The following is a 26,486-nucleotide window of genomic DNA, read 5'->3' as shown; positions in this document are numbered from 1 at the left end:
CGGCAATCGGCGCTTGCGGGCGGCAAAACGACCGGCCATGGTGGATGGATGACGCCTGTGCATGCCATGTCAGCTTCCGACCGCACCTCGATCTCCGCGCCCCTGGCATCGGGCCCGGCCGATTTCATCGGCCTGTGGACGGTGCGCCGCCGGCTGGTCGACCATCTCGGCCACGCCCATCTGCGCTTTGCCGGGCAGGCACGGATCGAGGCCGACGCCATCACCGAAACCGGCGAGTTGCGCAGCGATCATGGCACGACGGAGGCGAGGCGTCTCTACCGCCTGTCGATGGACGCCGACGGTGTCGACGTCCTGTTCCCGAACGGCTCGGAATTCGTGCGGCTTGGCCTGTCGGCCAGCCAGAGCGTGCGCCATCACTGCGGCGACGACTTCTATGAAGGCCGTTTCGTCTTCCGCAGCCGCGATTGCTGGATCGAGTTCTGGCGGGTGTCGGGACCACGCAAGCGCTATGCCAGCCTCACCCGCTACGAACGGATTCCCGCCACCGGCTGAGCCCGCGACAAGATGCGGCTTGTATGCGGGCGCGGGCAATGGTTCGCTGGCCGTGCGAGGCGATGCAGCCCCTGGGGGTGAATGGCGATGTACGAGCATATTCTTGTGTCCAGCGACGGGTCCGAAGCCGCGCAGGCGGGTGTCGATCACGGGCTGGAACTGGCCAAGAAGCACGGCAGCAAGGTCACCGCCGTGACGGTGACCGAACCGCTCGGCGGCCAGTTCGCCTTCGCCTCCGACCTGTGGTCGCCCAGCGAAACGGAGGTGGCCGCCTTCGACGAAGCGCAGGCCCGCATCGCCCAGCGCATACTGGAGCCGATCCGCCGCAAGGCCGAGGCGCTCGGTATCCCCATCGAGACCGTGCACGTGCCGTGGCGGCTGGTGGCCGGCGCGCTGGTCGAGGCGGCGCAGGAATGCGGCTGCAGCCTGATCGTGATGTCTTCCCATGGCCGCACCGGCATCAACCGGGTTATGCTGGGCAGCCAGACAGCCGAAGTGGTGGCCAGCGCCAAGGTTCCGGTGCTGGTGGTGCGCTGAAAGGCATCGGGTCTTCAGGATTGGCAACGAGGGAGAAGGCGGCATGATCATCACCGAAATGAGCCGGGTCGAGTGCATGGCGCTGCTGTCGGCGCAACGCGTCGGCAGACTGGGCTGCAGCCGGAACGGCCAGCCCTATGTCGTGCCGATCACCTTCGCGCTGGAGGGCAACCATCTCTACAGCTTCTCGCTCACCGGCCAGAAGATCGACTGGATGCGGGTCAATCCGCTGGTGTGCGTGCAGGCCGACGAGTTCGGCCAGCATGGCGAATGGCGCAGCGTCGTCGTCAACGGCACGTTCGAGGAACTGCCGGACCGGATCGGCTGGAAACATGCCCGCGACCATGCCTGGTCGCTGCTCAGCACCCATGCCAACTGGTGGGAGCCGGGCGGGCTGAAGCCGGCGCCGGAAGGCCCGACGCCGCATCTGTTCTACCGCGTCATCATCGAGACCATGACCGGCCGCCGCGCCGTGGCCGAGTAGGCTTTCACGCAGCCGCAAGCCGCAACCGGCCTTTCGATCCGGGCCGCGGGGACCCCCCCCTGCGGCTCTTTTCTTTGCAGCCATGTTCTTTGAGCAGCCGGGGTTGTGCAGCCGCAGCCGGCGGCTTAGAGCCTTTCTGAACCTGAAACCGGATAGAATACATGCGCATGGGCGGAAGGCTGGCCGCAGCCATGGAAGTGCTGGCCGATATCGATGGACGGCAGCGGCCGGCCGCCGAGGCGCTGCGCGACTGGGGCGCCGCCCACCGCTTTGCCGGCGGCGGCGACCGCGCGGCCATCGGCAACATCGTCTACGACGCCCTGCGCCGCCGCCGCTCGGCCGCATGGCTGTTCGACGCCGACAGCCCGAGAGCACTCGCCTTCGGCGCGGTCCTGCTCGAATGGGGGGAGACGGCCGATGGCGTCAACGCCCTGCTGGCCGACGACAGGTTCGCCCCGCCGCCGCTTTCCGACGACGAATTGCAGGCCGTGCGCCAGCGTCTTGCTGAGGAGATGCCCGAGGACGCCCGCGCCGACTGTCCGGACTGGTGCGCGCCGCTGCTCAAGGCCGCCTTCGGCGAGGACTGGGCGGCCGAGGCGGCCGCGCTCGCCCGCCGTCCGCCTCTCGACCTGCGCGCCAATCTGCTGAAAGGCGGCCGCGATGCGGTGCTGGCCGACCTCGCCGCCACCCGCGCCCAGGCGACCGCGATCGCCCCGCACGGCATCCGCATCGCGCCCATCGAGGGCAGCGGCCGCCATCCCAATGTCCAGACCGGCGAGGCTTTCGCCGAGGGCCGGTTCGAGGTGCAGGACGAGGGCTCGCAGATCGTTTCCGAACTGGCCGGCGTCCAGCCCGGCATGCAGGTGCTGGACTATTGCGCCGGGGCCGGCGGCAAGTCGCTGGCGCTTTCGGCCGCGATGCGCAACCAGGGCCAGATCTTCGCCCATGACGCGCTGAAGCCCCGCCTCGCGCCGATCGTCGAGCGCATCAGACGCGCGGGCAGCCGCAACATTCAGGTGGCCGCCGGACCGGACGACCTCACCCCGCTGGAAGGCCGCATGGACGTGGTGCTGGTCGACGCCCCCTGCACCGGCTCCGGCACATGGCGGCGGCGTCCCGACACCAAATGGCGGCTGACGCGCCAGCAGCTCGACGCCCGCCTCGCCGAACAGGCGCAAATCCTCGATATGGCCGCCGCCTACGTGAAGCCCGGCGGGTTGCTCGCCTATGTCACCTGCTCGGTGTTTCAGGAAGAAAATGACGGTCAGGCGAAAGCCTTCACCGAACGCAACCCCGCCTTCGCACCGGAAGACCATAAGGCGCTGTGGAAACACCATTTCCCGAGCCACGAGGACCGCGCGCGCATCGGCATGGGCGTTTCCCTTTCGCCCGCACGCACGGGCACCGACGGCTTCTATTTCTGCGCGCTTCGCCGCACTTGACCTGTCCGGCTCGCGCCCCAGTTTGCACCGGTGCCGCCACCACAGGGGTCTACCTTGAACAGATATGCATCGCTTGGCGTCTTTCTGCTGGCCGTCGTGGGCGCGGGCATGGCGATCGGCATCGCGACGCCGCCCGGCGAATGGTATGCGGGACTCGTCAAGCCGGCTTTCAATCCACCGAACTGGCTGTTCGCCCCGGTCTGGACGATCCTCTACATCCTGATCGCCATCGTCGGCTGGCGCACATGGCGGCGCGATCCGTCCGGCATCGCCATGAAGCTCTGGTTCGTCCAGATGGCACTCAACTTCGCATGGTCGCCGATCTTCTTTGCCGCGCATGCCACGGCGGCTGCGCTCATCGTCATCCTGCTGCTGCTGGTGACGATCCTGTGGTTCATTGCCCGAACCGCCAGCAGCGACAGGCCCTCAGCCCTCATGTTCGCGCCCTATGCGCTGTGGGTCGCGTTCGCCACGCTGCTCAATGCCTCCATCCTTTATCTGAACTGACCGTCCGAAACCGGTTCCCACTTTCGCCGGTCTTGCTCTATGGTCGCTGCCCATCAACGAATCCGGGACAGGCATGAGCACCGACATCAAGCGCATCGCAGCGATCATTTCCGCCGAGATCAACGCCCGGCCCGACCAGGCGGCCGCCGCGATCACGCTGCTGGACGACGGGGCCACGGTGCCGTTCGTCGCCCGCTATCGCAAGGAGGCGACCGGCGGGCTGGACGACACGCAATTGCGCACGCTGTCCGAACGCCTCGCCTATCTGCGCGAGATGGATGCGCGCCGCGACACCATCCTGTCCTCCATCCGCGAGCAGGGCAAGCTGACGCCGGAGCTGGAAGCCAGGATCGCCGCCGCCGCCACCAAGGCCGAGCTTGAGGACATCTACCTGCCCTACAAGCCGAAGCGCCGCACCAAGGCCGAGATCGCCCGCGAGCGGGGGCTCGGGCCGCTGGCCGAGGCGATCCTGTCCGACCGCGCCGCCGTGCCGGCCGAGCTGGCGGCCGCCTATCTCACCGACGAGGTGGCGGATGTGAAGGCGGCGCTGGAAGGTGCGCGCGACATCATCGCCGAACAGTTTTCGGAAAATGCCGATCTCGTCGGCCGCCTGCGCTGCTACATGCATGAGCGCGCCGTGCTGCGCGCACGCGTGGTGGACGGCAAGCAGGAGGAAGGCGCAAAATTCTCCGACTATTTCGACCATGCCGAGCGCTGGGCCGGAGTGCCGAGCCACCGGGCGCTGGCCATGCTGCGCGGCCGCAACGAGGAGGTGCTCGCCCTCGACATCGAGGTCGATGCCGACGATACCTCGCCCATGCGCCCCACCGTGCGGATGATCTGCGACGCCTACGCCATCGGCCGCACCCTTCCCGGTGACGTGTGGCTTTCCGAGGTGGCCGGCTGGACATGGCGGGTGAAGCTGTCGCTGCATCTGTCGCTCGACCTGATGCGGGACCTGCGCGAACGGGCCGAGGAGGCGGCGATCCACGTCTTCGGCCGCAACCTGAAGGACCTGCTGCTTGCCGCTCCCGCCGGCTCGCGCCCGACCATGGGCCTCGATCCGGGCATTCGCACCGGCGTCAAGGTCGCCGTGGTGGACGGCACCGGAAAGCTTCTCGCCACCAGCACGGTCTATCCGTTCCAGCCGCGCAACGACCTGCGCGGCGCGCAGGCGGAACTGTCGGCGCTGATCCGCAAGCATGGCGTGGAGCTGATCGCCATCGGCAACGGCACCGCCAGCCGCGAGACCGAAAGGCTGGTGGCCGACATGCTGTCCGACATGCAGCCGCCGAAACCCACCAAGGTCATCGTCTCGGAAGCCGGCGCCTCCGTCTATTCGGCTTCGTCGACGGCCGCGGCCGAGTTCCCGGACCTCGACGTGTCGCTGCGCGGCGCCGTCTCCATCGCCCGCCGCTTGCAGGACCCGCTGGCGGAACTGGTCAAGATCGAGCCGAAGTCGATCGGCGTCGGCCAGTACCAGCACGATGTCGACCAGTTCCGGCTGGCGAAGGCGCTGGACGCGGTGGTGGAGGATGCGGTGAACGCCGTCGGCGTGGACCTCAACACCGCTTCCGCCCCGCTGCTGTCGCGGGTGTCGGGCCTCGGCACCTCGCTGGCGGAAGCCATCGTGCTGCACCGCAACGTCAACGGCCCGTTCGCCACGCGGCAGGACCTGCTCAAGGTGTCGCGCCTCGGGCCCCGCGCCTTCGAGCAATGCGCCGGCTTCCTGCGCATCCCCGACGGCACCGAACCGCTCGATGCCTCGGCCGTGCACCCGGAAGCCTATGCGGTGGCCAAGAAGATCGTTTCCGCCTGCGGCCGCGACGTGCGCGCGCTGATGGGCGACAGTGCGGCGCTGAAGGCGCTTGATCCGCGCGTCTTCGCCGACGAGCGCTTCGGCCTGCCCACGGTGCGCGACATCATCTCCGAACTTGAAAAACCCGGCCGCGATCCGCGCCCGAGCTTCCGCACCGCGACCTTCGCCGAGGGCGTGGACGACATCAAGGATCTCAAGCCCGGCATGCTTCTGGAGGGCACCGCCACCAATGTGGCGGCCTTCGGCGCCTTCGTCGACATCGGCGTGCACCAGGACGGGCTGGTGCATGTCTCGCAGCTTGCCGACCGCTTCGTGAAGGACGCGCATGAGGTGGTGAAGGCCGGCGACGTGGTGAAGGTGCGCGTGGTCGAGGTGGACGTGAAGCGCAAGCGCATCGGCCTTTCCATGCGCAAGGACGGCGGCGCGCCGCAGCAGGAGCGGCGCCCGCAGAACGACGGCGCCGGCCGGCGTGATTCGCGCCCGTTCAAGAAGCCGCAGGAGGAGAACAGGCCGCAACAGCGCACCCCCCAGCAGGGCGCCTTGGGCGCCGCCCTTGCCGAGGCGCTGCGACGCAAATAAGCAAGGGGGACGGGAGGCAACCATACCCCCGGCACGGTTTCGCCGGCGGCATCACCACAGGATATCAGGTCATGCAGATCGGAATGATGGGCTTGGGCAGGATGGGCGCCAACATGGTTCGGCGTCTCTCGAATGCCGGACATGAATGCGTCGTCTACGACATCGATCCGAAAAGCGTCGCGGCCCTCGTGGCGGAAGGGGCCGTCGGCACCGCATCCATGGAAGAGTTCGTCGGCAAGCTGGCAAAACCCCGTCACGCCTGGCTGATGCTGCCGGCGGCGATCACCGGCGCGGTGGTCGAGCAACTGGCCGGACTGATGGAGGCCGGCGACACCATCGTCGACGGCGGCAACTCCAATTATCGCGACGCCGTGGACCTTGCCGCGCGGCTTTCGGCCAAGGGCGTCAATTTCGTCGATGTCGGCACCAGCGGCGGCGTGCACGGGCTGGAGCGCGGCTATTGCCTGATGATCGGCGGGCCGGACGAGGCGGTGCGCCAGTTGGATCCGGTGTTCGCCTCGCTGGCCCCCGGCGGCGATGAGAAAGCGCCCGGCACGGCCGCGCGCGGCTACCTGCATTGCGGCCCGAGCGGTGCCGGCCATTTCGTCAAGATGGTCCACAACGGCATCGAATACGGCATGATGGCGGCCTATGCTGAAGGCTTCAACATCCTGAAGGCCGCCAATGCCGGCAAGCAGGAGCGCACGGCGGACGCCGAGACCACCCCACTTTCCGAGCCGCAATACTACAAGTTCGACATCGACGTGGCGCAAGTGGCGGAGGTGTGGCGCCACGGCAGCGTCATCGGCTCATGGCTGCTCGACCTCACCGCCGATGCGCTGGCCGCCGACCCGGCGCTGGAGCAGTTCGGCGGCCGGGTTTCGGATTCGGGCGAAGGCCGCTGGACGGTGAAAGCGGCCATCGACACCGGCGTGCCGACGCCGGTGCTGTCGTCGGCGCTCTACAGCCGTTTTTCCTCGCAAGGCAATTCGACCTATGCGGACAAGCTGCTGTCGGCCATGCGCCTTGCCTTCGGCGGCCATATCGAAAAGCCCCACAAGCAGGACTGACCGCAAGGCTTCAGGCCGAATTCAGACCCGGGCCGGAACCCGCGCCGGGCGGCGCGGACCGCCGGCAAAGGGCGGCACCGGCACCTGGCACCACGGGCAGCGCGACGCGGCGCGCGGCAGCTCGCGCTTGCAGCCCCTGCAGACATGCCTGGACGGATCGGAAATCATGGAAACGCTCCTTCTGGGCGATACCGGGCATCGCGGAATGAGCCGCTTTCAGGTCTCTCCCGGAGCAAATCTGGGCGCGGCCGTCAGGTTTCAGTCGCTTCGCCCCGGGCCGCATGGCGTGCTTTGCCGGCGAGCCTCGAGACCCTTATGAAGGTTTCCATGCACATGCCGGCAAGGTGGACGGCAATCGCGGCTTTTCAAGGGCCGCAGGATCACCCACCCGGGAATTTCCGCTTTTGTTGCAACGACTTGGCCCGTCCGGCATCACAGGCATCGCGGGCGATCCATGGTGCCGGACGACAAAGCGAAGAAAAGAGGCCGCAAATCCCGTCAAGGCGGCTGGACAGGCAAAAATCACGTGCTATAACCCACGCGCTCTCGCAGGCGTTCCGGCGTCCTGCTGGGCCGGGAAATCTCCCGGTTTCTTCGAGACAGGCCCAGGTAGCTCAGTTGGTAGAGCATGCGACTGAAAATCGCAGTGTCGGTGGTTCGATTCCGCCCCTGGGCACCACTCTTTTTCCAGACCCGATAGTTTCAGCGTGATGCGGCCGCGTGCAGGCCGGATGCCGGTTTCGGGCATGATCTAGACGAACACCATCACCACCAGCGCGCCGACCGTGATGAGGATGAGGCCCGCGATGAGCATGGGCATCAGGCTGCTGCCTTCCAAGTCCCTGCCGCTGGCGTGTTCGCCGGATAGAACAACCCGGTCGCGCTTTTCGCTGTCGTTCATTGTCGTCGGCCTCCGCATTAATGTGGCAAATAATATACCACTTTTATGCACCGCGCGCCGCGACAAAAAATCGCCGCGCTTCGGCCACCCCTCGGGTGGGTGCGCAGCGATCAGACCGAAACGAAAAGGGTATTCGCGGACGGTTCAGGCCCATTCCGGAAAAAGGACGAAGCGGTTTCGAGGCCGGAACCGCTTCGGAAAAGCATGGAGCCGCGGGCATTACGAAGAACGCCCGCGGCTCCAGGTTGGTTTGCACCGCCAGACGAGCCCGTCCGGCGGCAAAATGCTCTAGCCGGCCAGGATCTCTTTCGAGGCAACGGTGGAATCGGCGTTCAGGCGATAGACGATCGGCACGCCGGTGCCGAGCTCCACCTTCACCACCTCCTCGCCGGACAGGCCGTCGAGCGCCATGATGAGGGCGCGCAGCGAATTGCCGTGGGCCGCCACCAGCACCGTTTCGCCGCGCAGCACATGCGGCTGCATGTCGTGCAGATAGTAGGGCCACACGCGCGCGCCGGTGTCCTTCAGGCTCTCGCCGGCGGGCGGAGGCACGTCGTAGGAACGGCGCCAGACATGCACCTGCTCCTCGCCCCATTTCTGGCGCGCGTCGTCCTTGTTGAGCCCGGAGAGGTCGCCATAGTCGCGCTCGTTCAGCGCCTGGTTGCGAATGGTCTCGAGATCGCCCTGGCCGACCGCATCGAGGATGTGCCGGCAGGTCTTCTGGGCGCGTTGCAGATCGGAGGTGAAGGCGATGTCGAACTTCAGGCCGCGCTCCTTCAGCTTCTGCCCGGCCGCGCGCGCCTCGTCATGGCCCTTTTCGGTCAGGTCCACGTCGCGCCAGCCGGTGAACAGGTTCTTCAGGTTCCATTCGCTCTGGCCATGGCGCACGAGCACGAGGGTTCCGGACATGTTTGCTCCTTCTTCAGTTGCGTTTCGCGAAACGACCCGGCTCAGAAGCCGAGCACGTCGCGCATCGAATAGAGGCCGGGCTTGCGGCCGCGCGCCCACAGGGCCGCCTTGACCGCGCCGCGCGCGAAGATCGCCCGGTCCTGGGCGTGGTGGGCAAGGGTGATGGTCTCGCCATTGCCGGCGAGGATGACCGAATGGTCGCCCGGCACGGAGCCGCCGCGCAGCGTGGCGAAACCGATGCTGCCCGTCTGGCGCGGGCCGGTGTGGCCGTCACGCACCCGCACATCGTTGCCGGAAAGGGAAATGCCGCGCCCGGCGGCCGCCGCTTCGCCCAGCAGCAGGGCGGTGCCGGAGGGCGCATCGACCTTGTGGCGATGGTGCATCTCAAGCACCTCGATGTCGAAATCCTTGGCCTCCAGGGCGCGCGCCGCCTGCTCGACCAGCAGCGCCAGCAGGTTGACGCCGAGGCTCATATTGCCGGACTTGACGATGGTGGCGTGGCGGGCGGCCGCCTCGATGCGGGCGTTGTCTTCCGCCGACAGGCCGGTGGTGCCGAGCACATGGACGATGCGCGCCTGCGCCGCATAGCCGGCGAACTCGACGCTGGCCGCGGGCGCGGTGAAGTCGAGCACGCCATCGGCGGTGGCGAAGGCGGCCAGCGGATCGTCGCCGACGGCCACGCCGGAAGGGCCGAGGCCGGCCAGTTCGCCGATGTCCTTGCCGAGCGCGGGCGAGCCCTTGCGCTCCACCGCCCCGACGATGCGCGCGCCTTCCGCCTCGTGCACGGCGCGCACCAGCGCCAGCCCCATGCGGCCGGCCGCCCCGACGACGACAAGACCCATATCGCTCATATGCTGCTCCCCGATGTTGCGGATGTACCGGCCATATCCGTGGCCTCATCGTCGACGAGGCCCAGCCCCTTGTCGCCCTGGAACCGGTAGAAGCGGGCGTAGACACCGTCCGGATCGGCCATCAGTGCGGCGTGGGTGCCCTGCTCGACCACCCGCCCCTCGTCCAGCACGACGATATGGTCGGCATTGACCACGGTGGAGAGCCGATGGGCGATGACGATGGTGGTGCGGCCGCGCATCGCTTCGTTCAGCGCCTGCTGGACGCGCGCCTCCGACTCGTTGTCCAGCGCCGAGGTCGCCTCGTCGAGCAGCAGGATCGGCGCGTTGCGCACCATGGCGCGCGCGATCGACACGCGCTGGCGCTGGCCGCCGGAAAGCGTCGCGCCGTTTTCGCCGACCTGGGTGTCGTAGCCTTCGGGCTGCTGGCGGATGAACTCGTCCGCCGCCGCCAGCCGCGCCGCCAGCTCGATCTCGTTGTCGGTCGCCTCGGGGCGGCCATAGCGGATGTTGTCGCGGATCGTGCCCTCGAACAGATAGGGCTGCTGCGAGACATAGGCGATGGACTGGCGCAGCGAGCGCTTGGTCACCTTCGATACGTCCTGCCCGTCGATGGTGACGGCGCCGCCATCGACATCGTGGAACCGCTGCAGCAGCGCCACCAGCGTCGACTTGCCGGCGCCCGAGGCGCCGACGATGGCCGTGGTCTTGCCGGGGGCTGCGGTGAAGCTCACCCCATGCAGCACCGGCTGGCCCGGCACATAGCCGAAGGAGACGTTTTCGAAGCGCACCTCGCCCTTAGGCACGGCCAGCGCGGCGGCGCCCGGCACGTCGCCCTGGCGCGGCTCGAGGTCGAGGATCTCGTAGATCATGCGGGCATTGACCAGCGCGCGCTCGACATTGACCTGGGTGCGCGCCAGCCGGCGGGCCGGGTCATAGGCCAGCAGCAGCGCGGTGATGAAGGCCATGACGTCGCCGGGCGGATGGTTGGTCGTGGCCGCCTTGTAGGAGGCGTAGCCGATGACGCCGGCGACAGCGAAGCCGGCAAGGCTTTCGGTGATCGGGCCGAGGCGCTCCGAAACGCGGGCGATCTTGTTGTAGCGGCTCTCGGCCTGATCGACCAACTGGCCGATGCGGGCCGAAAGCTGATCTTCCATGGTGAAGGCCTTGACCACGGCGATGCCCTGCACCGCCTCCTGCATGGCCCCGATGAGGTGCGAGTTGATGGTGACGGATTCGCGCGTCACCGTGCGCACGCGGCGCATGATGTAGTTCACCGCCCACACCAGCGGCGGGCCGATGACGATGATCGAGGCGGCGAGATAGGGCTGCTGCCAGATCATCACCGCGACGAGGCCGATGAGGGCGACGAGATCGCCGGCGACGGAGCGCAGCGTCATGCCCATCAGGTCGCGGATGCCGGCCACGTTCTCGTTGATGCGCGCCGCCAGCCGGCCGGAACGCGTGTCGCCGAAGAAGTCGATGCCCAGCCGCATCAGGTGCTGGAAGACACGCTTCTGGTAGCGCGCCACGACATTGTTGCCGATCCTGGCCAGCGTCACCGAATAGCCATAGGTGGCGATGCCCCGGATCAGGAAGATGGCGATCACGCCGCCGCAGATCAGCGGGGCGCGGTCATAGCGCTGCCTGACGAAGATGTCGTCGACCAGCGGCTGCATGATCCAGGCGGCGAGGCCTGCGGTGGCCGCCGACACCAGCAGGCAGAATATGGTCAGCGCATAGTACCCGATATATTCGCGGCCGTTCTCGGCGAAAATGCGCTTCAGAACGGCGATGACTTCACCGGGCTGGGGCTTGCTGCGGTTGCTGCCGACGGTCAAGGTTGGGTCCGTTGCATTGGTCTGCGTCCGAAGACGCCGGATGAGGTCGGGCACCCTCTTAGAGCCTTTGCATCCATTTGCCTATGGCCGAGCCCAAAATTGCAGCCGGAGAGCTTACGTTCGCCAGCGCCGTCCCGCCGTTTCCACGCCGAAGCCTGACGGCGTGCGGGCATAGGCGGCGAGCCCGGCCAGCGCCGCCAGCGGATGGCCGACGACATGGACGGGAATGGAGCGCATCAGCGCGTTGTGGGGTGCCTTGTCCTCGAAGGCGGCGCGGAAATTGCCGGCCTTCAGCGCCGGCACGATCTTCTGGGCGATGCCGCCGCTCAGATAGACGCCGCCGCGCGCCTTGAAGATCAGAGCCACGTCGCCGGCGACCCGGCCGAGCAGGGTGGTGAAGATTTCCAGCGTTTCGACGGCGGTCGCGTCGCTGCCGGCCAGCCCGGCGGCGGTGATGTCGGAAGGCGCCGTCAAGGCGGGCTCGCCGCCGCCGGCCCGGGCAATGGCGCGATAGAGATTGGTGAGGCCGCGGCCGCACAATATGTCCTCGCCGGAAACGCGCCCGTCCAGCGTCTCGATATTAGCAAAGACCTCGTGGTCGCGCCGCGTGCGCGGGCCGAGGTCGATGTGGCCGCCCTCGCCCGGCACCGGCACCCAGCCGCCGAAGGCATGGACGAGACCGGCCACGCCGAGCCCCGTGCCGGGGCCGAGCACCACGCGCGCCGCATTGGCCACCGGCTCGCCGCCGCCGATCTTTTCCATGTGGTCCATGCCGAGCGCCGCGACCGCCAGCGCCTGCGCCTCGAAATCGTTGAGCAGCACCACGTCGTCGAGGCCGAGCTCGGCCAGCATGCGCCTGGGCCGTATCACCCACGGGCAATTGGTGAGCCGGACCTCGTCGCCCTCGATGGGAGCCGCCACCGCCAATATGGCCGTGCGCGGACGGCGCGGGGCACCGTCCAGAACCGCGGCGCGGATAGCCTCGTCGACACCGGCGAAATCCGCCGTCTTGACGATGCGCGGCTCGCCGGCCCCGGAAGTCTCGCCGCCGATGATGGAAAAGCGGGCATTGGTGCCGCCTATGTCGCCGATCAGGACCGGAAACCTGAACCGAACCTCGCCATCATCCGAACCTGTCATTCTGGTCCCCGACAAGCCATCGCCTTTCCGGGTCGATGCTCGATATGTGTGGTCTTGCCGCCTTCATGCAATGCCGGATGATTCCACCCGGCTGCAAAAGGCTAGAGCATCGGACCGAAAAGTGTACTCGGTTTTCGGATTGTTCCGATGTTCAATCAAAGTGTTAGAGCGTCCTTTGTGCATCCGAAAGGACGCACGGCGCTCCAAAGCGTGTCGCGATCTTTCAGATTCGCTCCATACGCTTCATGTTGTTGTTTTTACGCATGTCGTTATCCCGAAACCGGTTCCCGCTTTCGGGCGACATGCTTTAGCGCATGCCGGGCCAAAGGAAAACACCTTTCCAGCCCACGATTAAACCGATTGAAATAGCAGCAGTACAGCGGAGTTCCCTTTCCGGTCAATCGGCCGGGCGCGGAAACGGCAGAGGCGCGCCATATTCGGGCGTCGCCGCGAAGGAGCTCACGGCCGTGGACAATCCGTCCGAGGCCGCCAGCGCCGCGATCGGATCGGCCCTGGAGATGGTGGGTGCGCCGGCGGAAGGATAGGTGACGGCGGCGATGGACACCGGATCGGGCGCTTCCAGCACCGCGCGGCAGGCCTTGGGCAGCGACGCCATGGTCATCACGTCGCGGGCCTTGGGGGCGTCGGGGTTCTGATTGGGCCGCCAGGGCTCCTCGGTGAACCACCAGGCCAGCGACTTGTCGCACCCTTCGCCCGCCGCGACCGTTGCCTGCCGCTTGCAGTCGGGCGAGCCGGGCTGGCAGCCGATGCGGACGTGGAAATGGTAGTCATGGCCCCAGAACGGCCGGATCTTGCGCAGCCAGGCGCGGTCGCCCTTCACCGTGTCGCACAGCTTCTTCTTGATGCCCGGATTGACCAGAATGCGCTCCACCTCGGGGTAGGAGGCGGCGCGTTTCAGCAGTCTTTCATGCGCCGGCGTCCACAGCCTGTCGATGACCCGGTGGGTCTTTTCGTTCACCAGCGACGTGGCCGACATGTTCTCCCGTTCCTGCGGCGTCAGGCGGCGGTCGGGCATGGGGGTGAACCAGATGTCGGCATCGAGGCCGATCTGGTGCGAGGCATGGCCGGTGAGCATCGGCCCGCCGCGCGGCTGCGAGATATCGCCGAGCAGCAGGCCCGGCCAGCCATCCTGAACCGCATCACGGGACAGTTTCTCGATCAGCGAGATCATCGCGGGGTGGCCCCAGCGGCGGTTGCGCGACAGGCGCATGGCCTGCCAAGTGGGGCCATCGGTGGCGATGGCGACGCCGCCGGAAAAGCAACCCTTGGAATAGAAGCCGATGGATTGCGGCTGGGTCGCGGCCGGCAGCTGGTGGGCCCCGAACAGGTTCTTGGCCAGTTCCTGCGCGACCGCGTCCTGCGCAAAGGTCAGCGTGGACAGTGCGGCGAGCATGGCCACGCCTCTCGCCATCGTCCCCCGCAATGCTCGCATGCCCTCTCTCCAGTCCGGCGCCGCGCACGGCCATCAGAACGCGTCGCGATCTTTCAGATTCGCTCCGTACGCTCCAACTTGTTGTTTTTGCGCATGTCATCATCCCGAAACCGGGCGACATGCTTCAAAGCGAATCACATGATGCCGCCAACTGTGCCACGATCAAGGCAGGCGCATCCTGGCCCGCGATTCTCCCTGGTCCCAGTTGCCGTCATCCCACAGGGTGCGAAGGGCCGCGCGATAGTCGCGAAAGCGCAAATCATAGCCCGACGCCTTGAGCGCGGCGTTCGAGACGCGCTTGTTCTCGCCATAGAAGGAACGCGCCATGGGCGTCAGCTCGGCCTGATCGAAGGGAATTTCCGGCGGCGGCTCGACCCCCATCAGCCCGGCGGCATAGGTCACGACATCCTGCGGCGGCGAAGGCTCGTCGTCGGCGAGGTTGAAGATGCCGCCCCGCGCGGCATTGGCGAGGTGCAGCAGCGCGCCGGCGATGTCGGCGACATGGATGCGGTTGAAGACCTGTCCCGGCTTGACCAGGCGCTTGGCGGTGCCGTCCCGCAGATTGACGAAGGCGTTGCGGCCGGGCCCGTAGATGCCGGCAAGGCGCAGCACCGCGACCGGCCGGCCGACGGCCTCGCCAAGCGCCAGCCATTGGCGCTCGGCCTCGACCCGCAGCACCGAGCGGCGCGACACCGGCCGGCATGGCGTTTCCTCGTCCACCCAGGCGCCAGCGTGATCGCCATAGACGCCGACGGTGGAAAGATAGCCGATCCAGCGCAGCTTCGGCATCTCGCCCGCAAGGATCTCGCGCGCTCCATTCAGCACCGGATCACCGGCTTCGCCGGGTGCCGCCGAGACGACCAGATGGGTGGTGCCGGCCAGCGCGTCCCGCACCTCGCCCGTCACCACACCGTCGAACAGCAGCGGCGAGATGCCGGCCGCGCGCAGCAGCTCGAACTTTCCGGGCGCGCGCGTTGTGCCGAACACCGGCACATCCTTTGGACACAGACCGGCAAAGGCGCGGGCCGAGTAGCCGGCGCCGAAGATGAAGACCTGCTCCATGCTCATATCCTGACCTCCCCGGCCGACCCCATGCCCTGCATCCATTCCATCCGCACGTCCGGCTCCTCTTCCTCAGGCAGCGCCGCGCGCGCCAGACTGTCGAACGCGCCTTGCGGCAGAAGCCGCGACAGCGCCCAGACGGCAGCGCCGCGCACCAGCGGCGAGGCGTCGAGCGTCAGGGCGCGCACCGCACCGGTCAACCCGGCATCCCCGGAATTGCCGGCCGCGATCAGCACGTTGCGGATGAAGCGGTCGCGGCCCACGCGCTTGACCGGCGAGCCGGAAAAGAAGGCGCGGAAGGCCGGATCGTCCAGTTCCAGCATATCGGCGAGCTTCGGGGCGCGCAGGTCGTCGCGCGCGGCCAGCTTCGCCTCGGAGGCGGCCTGGGCGAACTTGTTCCACGGACAGGCGGCAAGGCAGTCGTCGCAGCCATAGATGCGGTTGCCGATCGCCGCGCGGAACTCAAGCGGGATCGGCCCCTTGTTCTCGATGGTGAGATAGGAGATGCAGCGGCGCGCATCGAGCCGGTACGGCACCGGAAAGGCGTTGGTCGGGCAGGCGTCGAGGCAGGCGCGGCAGGAGCCGCAACGATCGACGTCGCGTTCGTCCGGCTCCAGCTCTGCGGTGGTGAAGATGGAGCCGAGGAACAGCCACGAGCCATGCGTGCGGCTGACCAGATTGGTGTGCTTGCCCTGCCAGCCGAGCCCGGCGGCCTCGGCCAGCGGCTTCTCCATCACCGGCGCGGTGTCGACGAACACCTTCACGTCCCCGCCGGCGCGGGAAACGATCTTGCCGGCAATCTCCTTCAGCCGCCCCTTCATCACGTCGTGATAGTCGCGGTTGCGGGCATAGACGGAGATGGCGGCCCGGTCGGGATGGGCGAGAAGCTCGCGCGGATCGTGATCCGGCCCGTAGTTCATGGCCAGCACGATGATGGAGCGCACTTCCGGCCACAGCACGCCGGGTTTCGCGCGCCGCTCCAGCGTCTCCTCGATCCAGCCCATGGAACCGTGGAAACCGTCAGCCACGAATTGCGCCAGCCGTGCCGGGGCCTTCGGAATGGCATCGGGCGAGGTGACGGCGACGAGGTCGAAGCCGGCGCGCAGGGCTTCCCTGTCGATCAGCGCGCGAAGCTTGCCGGAATCAGAAGTCGAGGTCCGCATAGTGGGACACCGGCGCCAGGCCGCGCACGCGGTCGGACAGCAACGGGCGGAAGGAGGGGCGCGATTTCACCCGCATGTACCAGTCGCGCGCGGCGGCGTGCTCGCGCCAGTCGATCTCGCCCAGATAATCCAGCACCGAGAAGGTGGCGGCGGCGGCAAGGTCGGCATAGGTGAGGCGCGATCCGGCCAGCCAGTGACGGGTGCCGGCCAGCCAGTTGGTGTATTTCAGATGCTGCCTGATATTGGCGCGCGCGGCGCGGATGGCGGTGGAATCGGGCGAGCCGCCGCCCGCGGCATCCGGCATCAGCGGCTTCAGCACGCGCTCGCGCACCAGATGGCGGGTCACCTCGCTCTCGGTCTTGACGAGATACCAGTCGACGAGGCGCCTGATCTCGGCCCGGTCCATGGGGTTTTCGGCGAGCAGCCGCCGGTCGCGCTTCAGCACGCCGCGCGTTTCGTCGAGATATTCGGCAATCACCTCGGCGCCCACCACGGGCACGTCGCCTTCGGCCAGCAGGATCGGCAGGGTGCCGGCCGGGTTGAGGGCCAGGAACTCTTTGCGCCTCGACCAGGGCTTCTCCTCAATTAACGCCAATTCCTCGCCATATTCGCCGAATGCGATTCGGACGAAACGACAGGCAGCGGACATCGGATGATGAAAAAGCGTCAGCATGGTTCCTTGGGTCAAAAAAGCGCACTGGCAAATCGATGCCGGCACCGGTAAGCCTTGCCGCCCGCACCAACGGACTGTCAAGCTTTGCGACCTATAGGGTCAGAACGCCGTCCTGACAAGCAAACTGGGATCATCCGCCCATATGGAAAATCAGACGATCATCGAGGCCCTTCTGCTCGGCCTGCTGGAAGGGCTGACCGAGTTCATCCCGGTCTCGTCGACGGGCCACATCCTGCTCGCCGGCCATTTTCTCGGCTTCGAATCGACCGGCAAGGCCTTCGAGGTGCTGATCCAGCTTGGCGCCATCCTCGCCATATTGTCGGTCTATGCGGCCCGCTTCTGGGACTTCATGAAGCGGCGGGACCGGCTCCATGTCATCAGCGAGGTGGTGATCGGCATCCTGGCCACCCTGATCTGGATGGGCGGCTGCGCCGTCGAGTTCGTCTCGGCCATCGTGCGGCGCCGGCGTCCCAATTTGTTCGTGCCGCCGCAGCTTCCCGACGACCCGGCCGTGCGCATGCTGGTCGGCCTCGCCATCGGCTTCCTGCCGGCGGCGGTGATCGGCGTGCTGGCGCATGGCTTCATCAAGTCGGTGCTGTTCGAGACGCCGAAGCTGATCTGCATCATGCTGATCCTCGGCGGCATCGTGCTGTTGTGGATCGACAGGCTCGACCTCCGGCCGAAATACCATGAAGTGCGCGAATTTCCGCTGTCGCTCTATCTCAAGATCGGCCTGTTCCAGTGCCTGGCCATGATTCCCGGCACCTCGCGCTCCGGCGCCACCATCGTCGGCGGGCTGCTGATGGGGGCGGACAAGCGGGCGGCGGCCGAGTTCTCCTTCTTCCTCGCCATGCCGACCATGCTCGGCGCCTTCACGCTCGATCTCTGCAAGAACTGGAACGCGCTGTCGGCCTCGGACCTCAACATCATCGTGGCCGGCTTCCTCTCGGCCTTCGTGGCGGCGGTCATCGTGGTGCGCAGCCTGCTCGGCTATGTCAGCCGCCATGGCTACAGGCTGTTCGGCTGGTGGCGGCTGGTGGTGGGCACAGTCGGCCTCGCCGCCCTCTACATCGTCGGCTGACGAAATCCCTTCAGCCGGTCAACAGGCGTGAATTCAGGCCGCCTGCCGGCGCTGGAATTGGCCGGCGGCGCGGAAGCGCCACAGATAGCTGGGCAGGATGGTGGCCATTGCCTGCGCCTCGATGCCGAGGCCGGCCAGCGTGCGCGCCTCGGACTGCGCCGCCTGCGAAACCACATTGTCGGAGCGGAGCTGCGCCACCTGGTCGCGGGTGAGCAGCGGCTTGGGCAACAGGCCGAGGAAGGAAGCGGCCAGGTCCGCCACCCACCACGGCAGCGGCACCAGCAGGCGCTTGCGCTCGATCACGGCAAGCATCTCCTCCAGGCACTGGCGGAAGGTGGCGACCACCGGCCCGCCAAGCTCGTAGATGCGGCCGCCGACCGCCACGCCGTCCACCGCGCGGGCCACGGCCTCGGCCACGTCGCCGACATAGACCGGCTGGAATTTCGTCGTGCCGCCGCCGATCAGCGGCAGGGCGGGCGCATAGCGCGACATGGCGGCAAAGCGGTTGAAGAACTCGTCCTCGGGGCCGAAGATGATCGAAGGGCGGAAGATGGTGGCGTCCGGCACGGTTTCCAGCACCGCCTTCTCGCCGCGGGCCTTGGTGCGGGCATAGGCCGACGGCGACCGCTCGTCGACGCCGATCGCCGAAACATGGGTGAGACGGGCGCCGACGGCACGCGCGGCCTCGGCCACGGCGCGGGCGCCGAACTCATGCACCGCGCCGAACCTCTGGCGGCTGCCCTCGTGGAGGACGCCGACGAGGTTGATGACGTGATCGGCGCCGATCACCGCCTGGTCAACGGACCGGCGGAACCGCAGATTGGCCTGAACGGCCTGGATCTGGCCGACATTGCCGAGCGGCTGCAGATGTACGGCAAGGTCGGGCCGGCGGCAGGCGACGCGGATGCGGTAGCCGCGCTTGGCCAGCGCGCGCACCACATGCCGTCCCACGAAACCGGACCCGCCGAAGACGACCACGAGCTTGGGGGTTTGCAGGATTTCGGTCATGAGTGGCTCCGGCTAAATGCCCCGGCCCGGCCGGGGGTCTGGCTGAAGCCGTTTCATAGTCCGTTTCGCGCCGAAGGCAAAGTGCGATCGGTGGTCGCTGCCGCCGATCGCCCCGGATCAGAAAGCCTTGCCGATGCGGGCGTCGACCGAATGGCGGTTGGCGCCGCGGATGACGAAGTAGAACAGCATGGCCGACCACAGGATCGACTTTTCGGCGCCGGAATAACCCTGGCCCAGCGTGATCCAGTGGAACCACACCGTCACCAGCAGCACGAACAGGCCGGCGAAGGCGGAGGGCCGGGTGAGGAAGCCCAGCATCAGGAAGATGCCGCCGAAGAATTCGGTGCAGGACAGGAGCAGCGACCAGAAGGCGCCGGGATAGAAGCCCAGCCCCTCGACCATCTGGGCCGCGCCGAAGGGATCGACGATCTTGGACGAGCCGTGGATGGCGAGAATGCCGCCGGTGACGACGCGAAGCAGCGTCTCCGAACCTTCGTGCAGCGCGGCATAAAGGCCGCCAAGGGCCGGAATGATGAGGCGCGGGCGCCCGGTTTCGGTGGTTATGGACATCGATCTTCTTCCTGTTGCGGAGGCGCTCCTAACGCCTCAAGCGGTCTTCACGGTCAAATGAAATAAAGTTGAGCTACATTTCAAGTTTCCGGAGGGTGACAGTCCGTCACCGAAAAACGCAAGGCCGCCATGCGAAAAGGCAAGGCAGGTTCACGGAAATAGCATTTGAGTGGCACTCCAAAACGGGCCACGGTGGAGGGATATGCCAGGGTGAGGAGTGATCTATCGCTGATGACGAAAGCTTTTGACGGCAAGCATATCATCGTAACCGGCGGAACCGGCGCACTGGGCAGCGTCGTCGTCGGGAGACTGGTCGAACAAGGCGCCATATGCCACGTGCCCAATACCCATGCGGAACCGCCGCCGCATTTTCCCCATGCAGACCATCCCAATGTCCGGCTCAGCCACAACATCTATCTGGCCGACGTGCGGACCGTGGACGCCTATTATGCGGACGTGCCCGAACTGTGGGCCTCGATCCATCTCGCCGGCGGTTTTGCCGCCGCTCCCCTCGACAAGACCGAAGCGGCCTCGTTCGAGGAGCTTCTCGAAACCAACATCCACACCGCCTTCTTCTGCTGCCGGGCGGCGCTGCGCGCCATGCTCGCCAGCGGCACGGCCGGGCGCATCGTCAATGTCGCCGCCCGCCCGGGGCTCGACCCGCGGCGCGGCGCGGGCATGGTCGCCTACGCGACGAGCAAGGCGGCCGTGGCGGCCATGACCGTGGCTCTGGCCGAGGAGGTCAAGGCCAAGGGCATCCTGGCCAATGCCATCGCGCCGTCGACGCTCGACACGCCGGCCAACCGCGAGGCCATGCCGGATGCCGATTTCACCCGCTGGGTGAGCCTGGAGGCGGCGGCCGAGACGATCGCCTATCTGGCGTCGCCCGCCAATCAGGCGATGAGCGGGGCGCTGGTGCCGCTCTATGGCAGGGCCTGACGGGCCGGCTACGCGAGCTCTGCTTTACCGACCAAAAAAACCCGCCGGATCGCTCCGGCGGGTTTTTTGTTCCTGTCGGCCGCGCCGTGGAAACGGCGCGGCCGAATGGCCGAAGCTGCTTAGCTGCCCTGCTTCTTGAGCGCGGCGCCCAGAATGTCGCCCAGCGAAGCGCCGGAGTCGGTCGAACCGTACTGCGCGACGGCTTCCTTCTCCTCGGCGATTTCCAGCGCCTTGATCGACACCTGAACCTTGCGGTTCTTCTTGTCGTAGAGGATGACGCGGGCATCGACCTTCTGGCCGACGGTGAAGCGCTCGGGGCGCTGCTCGTCGCGGTCACGCGACAGGTCGGAGCGCTTGATGAAGGTCTCCAGGCCGCTTTCGACCAGACGAACGTCCAGACCGCCATCCTTCACGCCGATGACCTCGCAGGTCACCACGGCATTCTTGCGCAGTTCGCCGGAAGCGGCGGCGTCGCCGGCCGCGTCACGCGAAAGCTGCTTGATGCCGAGCGAGATGCGCTCCTTGTCGATGTCGACGTCGAGCACCTGGGCCTTGACCATGTCGCCACGGTTGTACTCCTCGATGACCTGCTCGCCCGGACGGTTCCAGTCGAGGTCGGAGAGGTGGACCATGCCGTCGACATCGCCCTCGAGGCCGATGAACAGGCCGAACTCGGTCTTGTTCTTGACCTCGCCCTCGACTTCCGAACCAACCGGATGGTTGCGGGCGAAAGCTTCCCACGGGTTCTCAAGCGTCTGCTTGAGGCCGAGCGAGATGCGGCGCTTGGCCGGATCGACCTCGAGCACCACCACGTCCACCTGCTGCGAGGTCGACAGGATCTTGCCGGGGTGCACGTTCTTCTTCGTCCACGACATTTCCGAAACGTGGATGAGGCCCTCTATGCCCGGCTCCAGCTCGACGAACGCGCCGTAGTCGGTGATGTTGGTGACGGTGCCGGTGATCTTCTTGCCGATCGGGAACTTGGTACCGATGTCGGACCACGGATCGCTCTCGAGTTGCTTCATGCCCAGCGAGATGCGGTGCGTCTCCTGGTTGATGCGGATGATCTGCACCTTGACCGTCTGGCCGATGTTGAGGATTTCGGTCGGATGGTTCACGCGGCGCCATGCCATGTCGGTGACGTGCAGCAGGCCATCGATGCCGCCGAGGTCGACGAACGCACCGTAGTCGGTGATGTTCTTGACCACGCCCTCGACCACCTGACCCTCTTCGAGGTTCTGGACGATCTCGGAGCGCTGCTCGGCACGGCTCTCTTCAAGCACGGTGCGGCGCGAAACGACGATGTTGCCGCGGCGCTTGTCCATCTTGAGGATTTCGAAGGGCTGCGGGTTGTGCATGAGCGGGGTGACGTCGCGGATCGGACGGATGTCGACCTGCGAACGCGGCAGGAAGGCCACGGCGCCGTCCAGATCGACGGTGAAGCCGCCCTTGACCTGGTTGAAGATGACGCCCTCGACGCGCTCGCCCTTGGAGAACTTCTCCTCGAGGCGGACCCAGCTTTCCTCGCGGCGAGCCTTCTCGCGCGACAGCATGGCCTCGCCCAGCGCGTTCTCGATGCGCTCGACATAGACCTCGACGGTGTCGCCGACCTTCAGCGTGCCGTCCTTGGCCTTGGCGCCGAATTCCTTCAGCGGAACGCGGCCCTCGACCTTCAGGCCGACGTCGATGATGGCCATGTCCTTCTCGATGGCGGTGACGATACCGCGCACGACCTGGCCTTCACCGGCGTGACCGTCGGCAAAGGATTCTTCGAGCATGCTCGCGAAATCGTCGCGAGTAGGGTTTGAAACTGACATATGTTCTCCTGAAATGCCTCTCGTGAAGGAGGCGGCGCCGTGGGTTCGCGTTGCGTTTGCCTGACCGACATTCCGGACCCTTCGGGCCCAGACCGCCAAGGGGCGGTCGGAAATACGGCGCGTGGAGTGCCGGCAGGCGGTTTCAGTCCGGTGCCGAACGGGGATTTCTCAGGCGAATGCGCCGATCAAGTCCCGCTCAGGCTTCGCTTCCTGTCGCCACTATATCATCAACGATGGTTCTGGCGGCAAGAAACGCGGCTTCTATATCCATTTCGCTGGTGTCGAGCAAGTGCGCATCGGCAGCCGGGCGCAAGGGCGAATCGGCGCGGCCCATGTCGCGCTCGTCGCGGCGCTCGATATCGGCAAGGATGGTGGCGAAGTCGCCGGTGCCGTCCTTGGCCTCGATCTCGGCCAGCCGGCGCCGCGCCCGCACCTCGGCGCTGGCGGTGACATAGAGCTTCACCGTGGCATGCGGGCACACCACGGTGCCGATGTCGCGCCCGTCGAGCACCGCGCCGGAGGGCCGCGCGGCGAAGGCGCGCTGCTTGTCGACCAGTATGCGCCGCACCTCCGCAATGACGGCGACCTTGGAGGCCGCCTCGCCCACGGCGTGGGCCGAAAGCGCGGTGCGGTCGAGCCGGCCCAGATCGACGAGGTTGGCGGCTTCCACCGCATGCGGCATATCGCCGAGCGGCCAGCCCTTCGTGAGCAGCATGTGCGCCACCGCCCTGTAGGTGAGGCCGGTGTCGAGATGCGGCAGGTGGTAATAATCGGCCAGCCGCCGCGCCAGCGTGCCCTTGCCGGACGCCGCCGGCCCGTCGATGGCGATGACCAGGGGAGAAGCGGCGAGCGGGGTGGCCATCACGCCGGCCCGTCCGCCGCCTCGATCTGCGCACCCAGCCCCGCCATGAGGTCCATGAATTCGGGGAAGCTGGTGGCGATCATCGCCTTGTCGTCGATCGTCACGGGATGCTCGCTGGCCAGCCCCATGACGAGGAAGCTCATGGCGATGCGATGGTCGAGATGGGTCTTCACCGCCTCGCCGCCGCCCAGCCCCTTGCCTTCGGCCACGCCGCGCACGGCAAGCGTCGCCTCGCCCTCGGTGCAGTCGACGCCGTTGAGCTTGAGGCCGGCGGCGACCGCAGCCAGCCGGTCGCTTTCCTTGACGCGCAGCTCTTCCAGCCCCTGCATCAGCGTCTCGCCCTCGGCGAAGGCGGCAGCGACGGCCAGCACCGGATATTCGTCGATCATCGACGGCGCGCGCTCGGCCGGCACCGTCACGCCCTTCAGTTGCGAATGGCGCACGCGCAGGTCCGCGACGTCCTCGCCGCCTTCGTTGCGCGGGTTCTGCACCTCGATATCGGCGCCCATTTCCTGCAAGGTGAGGATCAGGCCGGTGCGGGTCGGGTTCATCAGCACGTTGCGGATGACGATGTCGGAGCCGGGCACGATCAGCGCGGCGACCAGCGGGAAGGCGGCCGAGGACGGGTCGCCGGGCACGCGAATCGTCTGGCCGGCGAGCCTGCCCTGCCCCTCGATGAAGACGTGGCGCACACCGCGCTCGTCGGTCTCGACATTGATGCTGGCGCCGAAGCCCTTGAGCATCTTTTCGGTGTGGTCGCGGGTCATCACCGGCTCGATGACGGTGGTGATGCCGGGCGTGTTGAGCGCCGCCAGAAGCACGGCCGACTTCACCTGCGCGGAAGCCATCGGCACGCGATAGGTGATCGGTGCGGCATGCCTGGGGCCGCGCAACGTCAGCGGCATGCGGTCGCCGGGGGCCGCGGAAAGCACCTGCACGCCCATCTGGCGCAGCGGGTCGAGCACGCGCCCCATCGGCCGCGATTGCAGCGAGGCGTCGCCGATGAAGGTGGTCTCCATGTCATAGGTGCCGACCAGGCCCATGGTGAGGCGCGAGCCGGTGCCGGCATTGCCGAAATCGAGCGGACCTTCGGGCTGCAGCAGCGCGCCGTTGCCGGTGCCGCGGATGATCCACTCGTCGCCCGCCTTCTCGATATGGGCGCCCATCGCCTTCATCGCCTCTCCGGTGCGCAGCACGTCCTCGCCTTCCAGCAGGCCGGTGATGCGCGTCTCGCCGGAGGCCAGCCCGCCGAACATGAAGGAGCGGTGCGAGATCGATTTGTCGCCGGGCACGCGCGCCTCGCCCTTGAGCGGAGACGAACGGCGTGCGATGGCCGGTTGCGGGGTGGCGGTATGCGACATGACTATTCCTCTTGCGAAGATCCCGGTTGGCGGGCAGTTTCAAAGGCAGCGCGGCGGTCTCGTATCACGACCCGCAGCGACGGTCATCCCCCTCGGCACAGTGGCGGAAAGCTCGTTTTCCCGTGGCAGCATTTGGCTTTGACAGGCTTGCAGGGAGCCGTTAAGGGGACCAGACTTTTTTCGACGAGGCTTGCCGTGGCTAAACCCGAACTTGGCACAAAACGTATCGACCCGGAAACGGGCCAGAAATTCTACGACCTGAACAAGGATCCGATCGTCTCGCCCTATACGGGCAAGACCTATCCGCGTTCCTATTTCGAGGACAGCAAGTCTTCCATCATCGAGGATGAGGACGAGACCGCCGAGAAGGAACTGGACAACGAGGACGAAGGCGCCGAGCTGGTGTCCCTCGAAGAAGCCGACGACGAGGCGAAGGGTGACGACCTGCCGGATCTCGGCGACGACGACGATGTCGACCTGGGCGACGACGACGACGACACCTTCCTTGCCGACGAAGAGGAAGGCGACGACGACGTTGCCGACATGATCGGCGTCGGTGACGACGAGGAAGACGAAATCTGATCCGTCCCCCTGCCGCGATTTTTTATGTGCGCGGCATGAAAAAGCGGCCAAAGAGGCTTGCTATTGACGACGGGCGGCGCTAGAAGCCGCCCACATCGGGACGGCGACGCGCTGACCCGATCACCTCACCGGAAACGGTGCCCGTAAAACCGGGTGTGGGGCCATAGCTCAGCTGGGAGAGCGCCTGCATGGCATGCAGGAGGTCAGCGGTTCGATCCCGCTTGGCTCCACCAAATTCTCCAACCGCCTTGATTTCCAAAGCGCCCTGATCCGGCGATTTTCCGCTGTAGCGGTATGCAAAGCGGAGAATCCGCGCCGAAGGCCAGCGTCGCCGCGCTTCACGGCATGGCCGGGACCTTCCGGCTGCGCCATGATCGGATCACGCCTCATGGCCGGCAAACTTATACCTTCGCCGACTATATACAATCAGAGGATTACAGCCCCGAAACGCTGAAAAGCCTTCAGAAATTAAATTCTTTGAGGCAAGCCTTGCAATCAACATGATTGGAATATATGTATTACCATATCGATCTTGCTGACGAACTTTGTTTTCGCGCCTCGGCGTTCTGACGATCTTCTCCTCTCAATTTCGAAAGACTACGGCGTTTGGCACTCGGCCAAGCGGCGACAATCTGTGCCGATTTGAAAGGAAATCGCCATGAACACTGGAACCGTAAAGTTCTTCAATACCACCAAGGGCTTCGGCTTTATCGAACTGGGCAATGGCCAGGCGGACGTGTTTGTCCATATCTCGGCCGTCGAACGCGCCGGCATGCGCTCCATCGTCGAGGGCCAGAAGCTCAGCTTCGACATCGTGAAGGACAATCGCAGCGGCAAGAGCGCCGCCGAGAACCTTCAGGCTGCCTGACGGGATATCGCCTCTGGTCCTTGACCACGGATGTACTGGCACTGGCCATTGAGGCGAAGCGGAGAAGGTCGGGAATTTCCCGGCCTTTTTCATTTGTGCACCCGGCCTTTTTTCGTTTGTGCAAAGGAGTAGCGAAATGGACCACGACGCAGTCAATGCTGTTTTTGTACCGAAGCTCACCCGCATGGAAACCAAGGCGGACATATCGGCCCGCGTCGCCCGCGAGATCATGGACACGGAAGTCGCGCGGCGAAACGCCAAGACGGCGCGCCTGAGAGCTGCCCGTCTGGAACAGGAGGCGGAGGCGGAGGCGGCAACGAACAAGGAAAAGACCTCGGCCCCCCGGCGGGCACGAAAGGTTTCTTCTTAGAGCATGTCGCCCGAAAGTGGGGAACCGGTTTCGGGATAACGACACGCGTAAAAACAACAGCTTAAAGCGTAGGCAGCGAATCTGAAA

26 protein-coding genes and 2 tRNA genes are annotated in these 26,486 nt (G+C 66.4%); 14 read left to right on the top strand and 14 right to left on the bottom strand.

The features are described 5' to 3' along the window. Nucleotides 1-48: 48 nt before the first annotated feature. The 8 genes from ACVCNR_RS10965 (at nucleotide 49) to ACVCNR_RS10930 (ending at nucleotide 7,630) form a co-directional block, all read left to right on the top strand. Nucleotides 49-513, top strand: a complete 465-nt coding sequence (locus tag ACVCNR_RS10965; protein ID WP_447074802.1) for a DUF6314 family protein — start codon at nucleotides 49-51, stop codon at nucleotides 511-513. A gap of 87 nt (nucleotides 514-600) precedes the next feature. Continuing rightward, entirely contained in the window at nucleotides 601-1,050 is a 450-nt protein-coding gene (locus ACVCNR_RS10960) for a universal stress protein (protein WP_354194427.1), read from the top strand. Nucleotides 1,051-1,093: 43 nt separating this feature from the next. Beyond that, nucleotides 1,094-1,534, top strand: coding sequence for a pyridoxamine 5'-phosphate oxidase family protein (locus tag ACVCNR_RS10955; protein WP_447074801.1), 441 nt, complete (start codon nucleotides 1,094-1,096; stop codon nucleotides 1,532-1,534). 161 nt (nucleotides 1,535-1,695) lie between these two features. Continuing rightward, nucleotides 1,696-2,976 (top strand): RsmB/NOP family class I SAM-dependent RNA methyltransferase, encoded by a 1,281-nt coding sequence (locus ACVCNR_RS10950; protein ID WP_447074800.1) that lies wholly within the window; start codon nucleotides 1,696-1,698, stop codon nucleotides 2,974-2,976. A gap of 54 nt (nucleotides 2,977-3,030) precedes the next feature. Then, on the top strand, nucleotides 3,031-3,483 hold the full coding sequence (locus tag ACVCNR_RS10945) for a TspO/MBR family protein (RefSeq protein WP_354194421.1): 453 nt from the start codon (nucleotides 3,031-3,033) through the stop codon (nucleotides 3,481-3,483). A 73-nt stretch (nucleotides 3,484-3,556) separates the two neighbouring features. Then, nucleotides 3,557-5,881 (top strand): Tex family protein, encoded by a 2,325-nt coding sequence (locus ACVCNR_RS10940; RefSeq protein ID WP_447074799.1) that lies wholly within the window; start codon nucleotides 3,557-3,559, stop codon nucleotides 5,879-5,881. A 71-nt stretch (nucleotides 5,882-5,952) separates the two neighbouring features. Further along, nucleotides 5,953-6,951: a phosphogluconate dehydrogenase (NAD(+)-dependent, decarboxylating) gene (gene gnd, locus ACVCNR_RS10935; protein WP_447074798.1), complete on the top strand. Its 999-nt coding sequence runs from the start codon at nucleotides 5,953-5,955 to the stop codon at nucleotides 6,949-6,951. Nucleotides 6,952-7,554: 603 nt separating this feature from the next. Continuing rightward, nucleotides 7,555-7,630 (top strand) — tRNA-Phe (locus ACVCNR_RS10930). A 72-nt stretch (nucleotides 7,631-7,702) separates the two neighbouring features. Here ACVCNR_RS10930 and ACVCNR_RS10925 read toward each other — a convergent pair. The 9 genes from ACVCNR_RS10925 to ACVCNR_RS10885 form a co-directional block, all read right to left on the bottom strand. Further along, on the bottom strand, nucleotides 7,703-7,852 hold the full coding sequence (locus ACVCNR_RS10925) for a hypothetical protein (RefSeq protein ID WP_354194361.1): 150 nt from the start codon (nucleotides 7,850-7,852) through the stop codon (nucleotides 7,703-7,705). A 288-nt stretch (nucleotides 7,853-8,140) separates the two neighbouring features. Further along, entirely contained in the window at nucleotides 8,141-8,761 is a 621-nt protein-coding gene (locus ACVCNR_RS10920) for a 2,3-bisphosphoglycerate-dependent phosphoglycerate mutase (protein ID WP_447074796.1), read from the bottom strand. Between the two features lie 41 nt (nucleotides 8,762-8,802). Beyond that, entirely contained in the window at nucleotides 8,803-9,612 is an 810-nt protein-coding gene (gene dapB, locus ACVCNR_RS10915) for a 4-hydroxy-tetrahydrodipicolinate reductase (RefSeq protein WP_447074794.1), read from the bottom strand. Then, complete coding sequence (locus tag ACVCNR_RS10910) at nucleotides 9,609-11,450, bottom strand: ABC transporter ATP-binding protein (protein ID WP_447074792.1); 1,842 nt, start codon at nucleotides 11,448-11,450, stop codon at nucleotides 9,609-9,611. Before ACVCNR_RS10910 ends, dapB begins: the two co-directional genes overlap by 4 nt. Before the next feature lie 114 nt (nucleotides 11,451-11,564). After that, a complete protein-coding gene (locus ACVCNR_RS10905) occupies nucleotides 11,565-12,590 on the bottom strand; it encodes a glucokinase (RefSeq protein ID WP_447074790.1) in 1,026 nt (341 codons plus the stop codon). A gap of 397 nt (nucleotides 12,591-12,987) precedes the next feature. Further along, on the bottom strand, nucleotides 12,988-14,022 hold the full coding sequence (gene mepA / locus ACVCNR_RS10900; protein WP_435521554.1) for a penicillin-insensitive murein endopeptidase: 1,035 nt from the start codon (nucleotides 14,020-14,022) through the stop codon (nucleotides 12,988-12,990). 183 nt (nucleotides 14,023-14,205) lie between these two features. After that, the gene (locus tag ACVCNR_RS10895) at nucleotides 14,206-15,111 is read right to left on the bottom strand and encodes an SDR family oxidoreductase (protein ID WP_447074788.1); all 906 of its coding nucleotides are present in this window, start codon (nucleotides 15,109-15,111) and stop codon (nucleotides 14,206-14,208) included. Further along, nucleotides 15,108-16,268 (bottom strand): tRNA epoxyqueuosine(34) reductase QueG, encoded by a 1,161-nt coding sequence (gene queG / locus ACVCNR_RS10890; RefSeq protein WP_447074787.1) that lies wholly within the window; start codon nucleotides 16,266-16,268, stop codon nucleotides 15,108-15,110. The genes ACVCNR_RS10895 and queG overlap by 4 nt, the downstream gene beginning before the upstream one ends. Further along, a complete protein-coding gene (locus ACVCNR_RS10885; RefSeq protein ID WP_354194347.1) occupies nucleotides 16,249-16,941 on the bottom strand; it encodes a glutathione S-transferase family protein in 693 nt (230 codons plus the stop codon). The genes queG and ACVCNR_RS10885 overlap by 20 nt, the downstream gene beginning before the upstream one ends. A 142-nt stretch (nucleotides 16,942-17,083) precedes the next feature. On the opposite strand from ACVCNR_RS10885, the gene ACVCNR_RS10880 reads away from it, so the two are divergent. Further along, nucleotides 17,084-18,022: an undecaprenyl-diphosphate phosphatase gene (locus ACVCNR_RS10880; protein ID WP_354194345.1), complete on the top strand. Its 939-nt coding sequence runs from the start codon at nucleotides 17,084-17,086 to the stop codon at nucleotides 18,020-18,022. Between the two features lie 33 nt (nucleotides 18,023-18,055). Here ACVCNR_RS10880 and ACVCNR_RS10875 read toward each other — a convergent pair whose 3' ends face one another. After that, the gene (locus ACVCNR_RS10875; protein WP_354194343.1) at nucleotides 18,056-19,030 is read right to left on the bottom strand and encodes a complex I NDUFA9 subunit family protein; all 975 of its coding nucleotides are present in this window, start codon (nucleotides 19,028-19,030) and stop codon (nucleotides 18,056-18,058) included. A 117-nt stretch (nucleotides 19,031-19,147) separates the two neighbouring features. Further along, a complete protein-coding gene (locus ACVCNR_RS10870; RefSeq protein ID WP_354194341.1) occupies nucleotides 19,148-19,600 on the bottom strand; it encodes a DoxX family protein in 453 nt (150 codons plus the stop codon). Nucleotides 19,601-19,831: 231 nt separating this feature from the next. Between ACVCNR_RS10870 and ACVCNR_RS10865 the strand changes: the two genes are divergently transcribed. Beyond that, the gene (locus ACVCNR_RS10865) at nucleotides 19,832-20,539 is read left to right on the top strand and encodes an SDR family NAD(P)-dependent oxidoreductase (protein WP_354194339.1); all 708 of its coding nucleotides are present in this window, start codon (nucleotides 19,832-19,834) and stop codon (nucleotides 20,537-20,539) included. A 119-nt stretch (nucleotides 20,540-20,658) separates the two neighbouring features. Here ACVCNR_RS10865 and rpsA read toward each other — a convergent pair whose 3' ends face one another. The 3 genes from rpsA to aroA form a co-directional block, all read right to left on the bottom strand. Then, a complete protein-coding gene (gene rpsA / locus ACVCNR_RS10860) occupies nucleotides 20,659-22,356 on the bottom strand; it encodes a 30S ribosomal protein S1 (RefSeq protein ID WP_354194337.1) in 1,698 nt (565 codons plus the stop codon). A gap of 196 nt (nucleotides 22,357-22,552) precedes the next feature. Continuing rightward, nucleotides 22,553-23,218, bottom strand: coding sequence for a (d)CMP kinase (gene cmk, locus ACVCNR_RS10855; protein WP_447074784.1), 666 nt, complete (start codon nucleotides 23,216-23,218; stop codon nucleotides 22,553-22,555). After that, a complete protein-coding gene (gene aroA / locus ACVCNR_RS10850; protein WP_447074783.1) occupies nucleotides 23,218-24,579 on the bottom strand; it encodes a 3-phosphoshikimate 1-carboxyvinyltransferase in 1,362 nt (453 codons plus the stop codon). The genes cmk and aroA overlap by 1 nt, the downstream gene beginning before the upstream one ends. A 195-nt stretch (nucleotides 24,580-24,774) precedes the next feature. Here aroA and ACVCNR_RS10845 point away from each other — a divergent pair, with 195 nt between their 5' ends. The 4 genes from ACVCNR_RS10845 (at nucleotide 24,775) to ACVCNR_RS10830 (ending at nucleotide 26,399) form a co-directional block, all read left to right on the top strand. Beyond that, nucleotides 24,775-25,161, top strand: a complete 387-nt coding sequence (locus ACVCNR_RS10845) for a TIGR02300 family protein (protein ID WP_354194331.1) — start codon at nucleotides 24,775-24,777, stop codon at nucleotides 25,159-25,161. Nucleotides 25,162-25,318: 157 nt separating this feature from the next. Continuing rightward, nucleotides 25,319-25,394, top strand: a tRNA-Ala gene (locus ACVCNR_RS10840). Between the two features lie 425 nt (nucleotides 25,395-25,819). Further along, nucleotides 25,820-26,029: a cold-shock protein gene (locus ACVCNR_RS10835; RefSeq protein WP_354194329.1), complete on the top strand. Its 210-nt coding sequence runs from the start codon at nucleotides 25,820-25,822 to the stop codon at nucleotides 26,027-26,029. A 136-nt stretch (nucleotides 26,030-26,165) separates the two neighbouring features. Next, nucleotides 26,166-26,399: a hypothetical protein gene (locus ACVCNR_RS10830; RefSeq protein ID WP_447074782.1), complete on the top strand. Its 234-nt coding sequence runs from the start codon at nucleotides 26,166-26,168 to the stop codon at nucleotides 26,397-26,399. Nucleotides 26,400-26,486: the final 87 nt, after the last annotated feature.

It is taken from the genome of Aquamicrobium terrae, from assembly GCF_052978165.1.
This window is presented reverse-complemented; position numbering and strand designations above follow the sequence as displayed.